The following is a 231-nucleotide window of genomic DNA, read 5'->3' as shown; positions in this document are numbered from 1 at the left end:
GGCATGGAATTCTCTTTACTAGTCCCTTTTTCTCTAGCTTATCTACAACATATGTAATGCTGCCACTAGCTATTAAAATACGCTCACCAATTTGCTGAAGTGGTTGACCGCCTTTATGGTATAGCAGTTCTAATACAGCAAATTCAGTTGGATTTAACCCGTTACTTTGTATAGATTTATTTGTAGTATCCATAACAGAACGCTGTACACGAGATAATGCAATAAATACTT

At 35.9% G+C, this 231-nt stretch carries 1 protein-coding gene; it reads right to left on the bottom strand.

The window, feature by feature from the left end; translation table 11 throughout:
* Nucleotides 1–231, bottom strand: a 231-nt coding sequence (locus KVT27_RS26425; RefSeq protein WP_217582361.1) for a MarR family winged helix-turn-helix transcriptional regulator, incomplete at both ends; no start/stop codon positions are given.

The sequence above is a fragment of the Lysinibacillus sp. GbtcB16 genome, from assembly GCF_019091145.1.
Classification (GTDB): domain Bacteria; phylum Bacillota; class Bacilli; order Bacillales_A; family Planococcaceae; genus Lysinibacillus; species Lysinibacillus fusiformis.
The sequence above is the reverse complement of the archived record's forward strand: the minus strand, read 5'-3'. Positions and strand labels throughout refer to the sequence as shown.